The organism is Mycobacterium sp. (genome assembly GCF_032162605.1).
GTDB lineage: Bacteria > Actinomycetota > Actinomycetes > Mycobacteriales > Mycobacteriaceae > Mycobacterium.
Genome location: NZ_JAVROT010000524.1, coordinates 1 through 6,008 on the forward strand (window position 1 = coordinate 1; position 6,008 = coordinate 6,008).

General features: G+C 64.9%; 6 protein-coding genes. 1 reads left to right on the forward strand and 5 read right to left on the reverse strand.

The features are described from left to right. Window positions 1-54: 54 nt before the first annotated feature. From QOI01_RS28995 to QOI01_RS29015, 5 genes are all read right to left on the reverse strand, one after another. Window positions 55-1,710 (reverse strand): multicopper oxidase family protein, encoded by a 1,656-nt coding sequence (locus QOI01_RS28995; protein ID WP_526386592.1) that lies wholly within the window; start codon window positions 1,708-1,710, stop codon window positions 55-57. Between the two features lie 876 nt (window positions 1,711-2,586). Next, window positions 2,587-2,994, reverse strand: a complete 408-nt coding sequence (locus tag QOI01_RS29000) for a hypothetical protein (protein WP_526386593.1) — start codon at window positions 2,992-2,994, stop codon at window positions 2,587-2,589. Window positions 2,995-3,043: 49 nt separating this feature from the next. After that, a complete protein-coding gene (locus QOI01_RS29005) occupies window positions 3,044-3,445 on the reverse strand; it encodes a hypothetical protein (protein ID WP_526386594.1) in 402 nt (133 codons plus the stop codon). Window positions 3,446-3,560: 115 nt separating this feature from the next. After that, window positions 3,561-4,196: a hypothetical protein gene (locus tag QOI01_RS29010; RefSeq protein WP_526386595.1), complete on the reverse strand. Its 636-nt coding sequence runs from the start codon at window positions 4,194-4,196 to the stop codon at window positions 3,561-3,563. Between the two features lie 59 nt (window positions 4,197-4,255). Continuing rightward, window positions 4,256-5,047, reverse strand: a complete 792-nt coding sequence (locus QOI01_RS29015; protein ID WP_526386596.1) for an SDR family NAD(P)-dependent oxidoreductase — start codon at window positions 5,045-5,047, stop codon at window positions 4,256-4,258. Between the two features lie 46 nt (window positions 5,048-5,093). Here QOI01_RS29015 and QOI01_RS29020 point away from each other — a divergent pair, with 46 nt between their 5' ends. Beyond that, window positions 5,094-5,606: a MarR family winged helix-turn-helix transcriptional regulator gene (locus QOI01_RS29020; RefSeq protein WP_526386597.1), complete on the forward strand. Its 513-nt coding sequence runs from the start codon at window positions 5,094-5,096 to the stop codon at window positions 5,604-5,606. Window positions 5,607-6,008: the final 402 nt, after the last annotated feature.

A 6,008-nucleotide genomic window follows, 5' to 3' on the forward strand; every position in this document is an offset into this window, starting at 1 on the left:
TGTCGACGTTGATGGGAGGAGCCCACCGCTGCGGTCCGCCGTTGTTGAGTCCTGCTACATCACCATGTGCGTATTCCGGTTCATCATGGTCATCAGCATCGCGCGTAGGTCGTTGACGGGTGAAGGCATGACGACGATCGGACGCATCATGCCTTCGTCCTCGTGATCCAGGTAGTGGCAGTGGTACATCACTTTGCCGGTCCGCGAGCCGAATTGGCCCGCGATGGTGACGGCGGTATGGGCCTGGACGTTCACCGTGTCCTTCCAGCCTGATTCCTCAGGCAGGATCGGTAAGGCTGCGCCCATGGTGATGGGTTTCGTGGTTGCGCCACTGGCGAAGTCGAGTCCGCTGGAATCGATCGAGCGGCGGTCGATGATCTGAAAGTTCATCAGGTGGATGTGCATCAGGTGGCTGATCGACGTGTGAGCGCCTACCACGTTGATGAACGTCCACTTCTCCCAGGACCCAGGCTCGGCGAAGTAGGTAGTGGTGTCGTCGAAATTCGTGGCGACACAACGCAGACTCCGGATCCCGCCGGGCAGGGCGATCTGAACAAACGGACCGTCGCCCGGATCCGCCGAGCCGAGCTCCTGCATCTCCCACAGTTGAGGCATGGATCCGGCCGGGTCGTAGGCCGTCATGACGAACCGCTCAACGGCGTCGGGTGGAACGTCGGAGGAGGACAGCCGCCGGAAAGTGGGGGATAGCACCGGCGGCAGCGGCTTGCTGGTATGCGGTTGCTGAGCTACCCGAAACTGCATCACCTCGGGGTGCGGTATGTTCGCGACGGGAACCGGGGTGCCGGGCGCTGACCCCGCGTCCGTGTTGACCAGCGTGAGCCGCCGGCCGGGGTGGGCCGCGAAATCGATGACGATGTCGGCACGCTCGGCCGGTGCCAGCGACAGCGCCTCGTCGATGACCTGAGGTTGCCCGATCAAGCCCATGTCGGTGCCGATCAGCGTCATCACCCCGCGCATCGGTTCCCGGGTCTGCTCGTCGATGACCACCAATCGGTAGGACCGGTTTGCGGACGCGTTGACTATTCGGAATCGGTACCGGTGGGCCTCCAAATCAAGGTAGGGCCACACGACGCCGTTGACTATCGTGAACGGACCGTAGAACGGCAACGAGCGCGGAATGGTGCCTGGCGCGGGCGACGGGTTGCTGGGTGCGAGAACCCGCTTGGCCAGTAGTTCGCCGGTGAGGTTGCCGTGGGAGTCGGTCTCGAAGTTGTCGTCGGTAATGGTCAAGGGGACCTCGTAGCGTCCGGTGGGCAAGTTGAGGTGCTGTTCGTCCTCGTCTCGGACGATGTAGTTGCCGACCAGTCCGGAGATGACGTTCAGCGCCGTCACCGACATCGCATGATCGTGATAGAACAGGTGTGCCGCCAGATCGTTGGGATACTCACAAAGCTGCGAATTGCCCCGGGCGACACCATATTCCGCCGCCCCGTCGCTGACGGCGTTCTGGTGTCCGCCGTGTAGGTGCACGGTCGTCCATGCGGTGAGGGACGTCAGCTCGGAGCGTGGGTAGGCGCCCAGTGACCCCGCCGTGTTGTACGGCAGCCGGCCGGCGCCAGGTCCGTCGGGCCGGATCCAGGCGCCCTTGACCGGGCACGTTCCTGCCAGCTTGTTCGTCCAGGCGATGCGGACAGGCTGACCTTTGCGGGTCTCGATGGTGGGGCCCGGAAAGTGCCGGCGTAGGTCCACATCCGGGAGAGCGGCAACTGCGAGTGCAACCTCAGGTGCGCCTCGACCATATCCACGTCAGTGATGCCGCGAGGGCTCGGACGCAACGTCACCGGGATGCGCAGCGCATCTGAGAACGGGGTCAACTCAGCGAATCGTGGTTCGTCGACACCGTCGAGCGTGGCGGTGTCTGCCGACCGCGGGTGCGACGCGGTGACCGCGCCCGCTGCACCGATCGCGCCCGCGACGATTGCCCCGGCCGCGACGATGAAGGCGCGTCTGTCCGTCGTCACGCCGACGACGATTTGTCGGGCGACCTCCGCAGCCACGTTCGGCCGAATTCTCGTGGGGCGACGGTAGACACCCGACGTGCCTTCTCCACGGCACTCCCTTTCCGGGCTTTAAGAAAGAGACGATCTGGACACACCGACAGGGGTGTGGCGAGCGCATTGCGCCGCCCGGACTACCGACCGGGCCGTGTTTTCGACGTCCGGAACGATGGTAGCGCCCCGGGCCACCGGATCATCAAACGGGACGGAAGCGTTTTGGATGCATACGGTTAGCCGGCCTGCACGCGGCGGCTTCGGCCCGTCAGTCACTGAAGTGGATCCAACCTGTGAACACTTTCAAACATGCCGCACTACAGCGGAATACCGAAAAGATGAGCGCTCAGGAGACTCTGACGTCGCCGATCACCGACAGCAGCGCAGTTGCTGCCGCGCTGGGAACCCGGGTCGCTCGCCCCCAGAACGAAGCGATCACACCCTCGCCGTCACGTCGCAACGATCGGACACGGCCGATCTTGTGGTCGGCACGACGATAGGAATCGACGCCCATCACGAATTCCAAAATCTCCTCCGCCGATCGCGTCACCACCGCCGAAGCCCTCGACTGCAATCACGGCCGCCTCCGCTGCTCGCCCGTTCGCCGACGGCGCCCGTCGATCATGGCGAGGACACCGGTGATTGCGGCGATGACAAGTCCGATGCACATGACGACGTTGCCGGTGATGGTTGCCCAGTCTCCGGAGGCCAGGTTGTCGATGAGCTCTCCGCCGAGGAAGCCGCCGATCACGATCCACACCGAAATCAGGGTCGCGAAGATCGGCGACCACCACCAACGAATCCCGAATGCGACCAGGGCACCGAACACCGCGATGACGATGATGCCGGGAGGAAATCCAGGGAATTTCGACGGATCGGCGATCCATTGAACGACCAGGCCCACAATTGCGACCGCCAATCCGTACAGGGATAGCTTCGTGTTCCTCGGTGCCGCGGCCAGGTGGCTGGCGATTGTGCTCATGGTCAATGCCTTTCGTGTCGGTACGTGATCGTCGGCGCACTGCTCGGCGTCATTGTGGTAGGCCAGAAGAGGAGTCGGCTGGGGCCCGCCGATAGACGGTGGCGATCCCGAAGGCAATCGTGGCGGCGAAGCTGATCGTCTGAATCCAGGCTGCGAGAAACTGGACTGTCTGGGTGGGTGTGACGAGCCTGCTCGCGAAGTCGGGGTCGGAGAACCCTCCAACAAGGAAGAACACCGACAGCGCCACCGCCAGCAGCGGGACGTATCGCCACCGAACGATGGCCACCAGCAAGGCGAACCCGAGGTAGATCAACGGCCCGGGCCCGTCGTATCCGGCCACCAGACTGCGGGATTCGACGATCTCCGGGCCGGCATCACCGATCGCCGCGAGAATCAGCGCGACACACGTCGCGATTCTGAAGAACCGTCGTCGATCGGTTGCTGTATCCATGACCCGCTCCCACTTGTCGAGTATTTTGCTTTCGTTCGCCCCTGCATCGTGCTTGCCGTGTTCGCTGTTTGCGGCATCGCACAGTCCCCGTGACACGGTGTTGAGTTGTGCGCCATCAGTTTTGATCCGTGATTCGGATGACGCGGTTACGGCGCACCATGAAACCCACTGCGATGAGCCATCCCAGCGCGGTGAACCGGCCGATGGGCACCAGGATCGCCAGGCCGTCGATAAGCAATGCGAGAGAGGCCAACTCGGCCATCACCGCGATCACCAGACCGGTCAATGCGAGCGGACGCGGCAACAGATTCGCCAGCAGACCGGGGACGGCGATGCCGGCCACCAGCAGGCCCAGGAACACGACGTGCGCGACACCGCCGGTAGCAAAGCTGAGATCGTGAAACACCCGAAACGCGCCGTTCGAGTCCGTCACTTCAACGCGTGACAGCACCCAGCACAGTAGGCCCGACAGCGCGAGCATCGTCGCGGCCAGCACCCCACCCACCAACGCGATGGTGGTACCGGGTACGCGGATCCCATAGTTGCGCAAACGTGTTGAAACGGTGGCAGCATAGATGGCCAGCGGCACCGCGGCTGCGAACTGCGTGAACGCGCTGACCCGCACAGCGTCCCGGTGGTCACGGAAGTAGGACGCGGCGGTGGCGGCCGAGCCGAACGGCGAGGGAAACGTGTCACCGCCGGCCAGCGCGGTGGCGACGGCTACCCCGCCCACGAAAAGCAAGGTGAACACGACGGCGAGGGGGCCCAGGGGCGGACCCGGGTCGGGACCACGCCCTCGGTCATGGAGCGTCATGCGATCGCCCGCCCGCCGGTGATGTCGAGCGTGACGCCGGTAATCCACGAAGACGCGCTCGAGGCGAGGTAGAGCGCCGCTGCCGCGATATCCTCTGGCCGACCGATGCGGCCGAGCGGGAAGGACCGCGCCAGCCCGTCGAGCTCCTCGGTGGACATGTGCTGGCGCATCTGGTCATTGAGCACCGCGGCCGGAGACAGACAGTTGACGCGCACGCCGGCGCCGCCTACCTCGTTGGCCAGGTGCCGACTGAACATGGCCACCCCGGCCTTCGCGGCGGCGTAGGCGGCATTTGCTTGCGTGGGTTGGCGACCCGCCATGGACGACATCGTGATGATGACGCCCCGACCCCGTGCCATCATCGCCGGCAAGAACGCGGTGACCGTCAGGTACATCGACGTCAGTTCCGAGTCGATGACGGTACGCCACCGGTCCGCGCCGAGCTGGGCGGTCACCATTGGTGCGCCCTGCCCGCCGGCGAACGCGGCCAGGATGTCGACAGGACCGTACTCATCGGTGATCGTGTCCCTCATGCCAGCCACGACGGCCACGTCGGTGACGTCACCGGGCACCGCGATCGCGACACCGCCGGCATCGGTGATTTGCGCGACGACCGCGCTGATGGCGTCCCGGTCTCTGCCGTTCACCGCAACCCGCACGCGGTTGGACGCCAGGGCCCGGCAGGTCGCGGCGCCGATGCCTCGGGAGCCGCCGGTCACCACGGCGACCTTGCCCGCCAGATCGGGGTAGTACAGCACGCCACGGTCGGCGATTTCGCTTACCGTCATGAATCATTCATAGCACAGAACGATTCTGAAAGTCTACGATCTGGGGATGTCCCCGGATCATGCTCGCTCAACCGAGCCCACCACCACGGGCGGGGACCGGTCGCGCCAGGGAGCGACGTCCTTCCTCCTTGCCCAGGTGGGCGCCCAGGCTGCGACGCGTTTCGCCGGGCGTATCGCCCCCTTGGGCGTCGATCCAGCGGATGTCGGGATCCTCAGGATGATCGCGGCCGATCCCGGCCGCAGTCAGCGGTCACTCGCCAGTGAACTCGGTGTCGTCGGCAGCCGGGTGGTCGTGCTCATCGATCTGCTCGAGGACAAGGGACTAGTCGAACGCCGGAACAACCCCCGTGACCGGCGACTGCACGCCCTGCACCTGACCGACCAAGGCCAGCACGTGCTCGCCAACGTGCGCTCGCTGCGCGCAGCACACGAAGACGACATCTGCGCCGCGCTGGACACCACGCAGCGGGCACAACTGAACCGCCTGCTCCGCGCTATCGCCGATCAACAGGGCCTGACCCAGGGTGTGCACCCCGGCTACCGGGACCGGTCACGCTGAGTCTCCCACGGTCAAAGATCGCCCGGTGGAAAGGGACGACGTTCGAGCCAACATCCCTCCCGCCCTGCGTCTGGCCCGGACCGGACGGGTCACAACGGGCGCGCTGGGTCTCCAACGGTTTCGTCTGGGAGTCCCTTACCCGCTGAGTGAGCGACCCCCAAGATGACGATCCCTTGGCCGTCGACGAGCAATGATCGAAACCTACTTATCTGCGAACGATGCGCCGAGTGGCACGGACGCCTGCTCAAAACAGGACCGCGGGTAGGTCTATCCAGCGGCTTGGTGTGGGGTCGGTCGGCGTGTCGTTCGCTTGAGCCAGTTCGGGGCAGGTGGGATTGCTCGTGGTTCGAGCCCGCTCGCACGACCGAACGCCCCAAATCTTTTCGAGAGCCTTCGAGCTCT

Excerpts from the sequence above, each read along its gene's own strand:
- QOI01_RS29005 (WP_526386594.1), bottom strand. The coding sequence starts at position 3,445 with ATGGATACAGCAACCGATCGACGACGGTTCTTCAGAATCGCGACGTGT.
- QOI01_RS29020 (WP_526386597.1), top strand. The coding sequence starts at position 5,094 with ATGTCCCCGGATCATGCTCGCTCAACCGAGCCCACCACCACGGGCGGG.
- QOI01_RS29000 (WP_526386593.1), bottom strand. The coding sequence starts at position 2,994 with ATGAGCACAATCGCCAGCCACCTGGCCGCGGCACCGAGGAACACGAAG.
- QOI01_RS29015 (WP_526386596.1), bottom strand. The coding sequence starts at position 5,047 with ATGACGGTAAGCGAAATCGCCGACCGTGGCGTGCTGTACTACCCCGAT.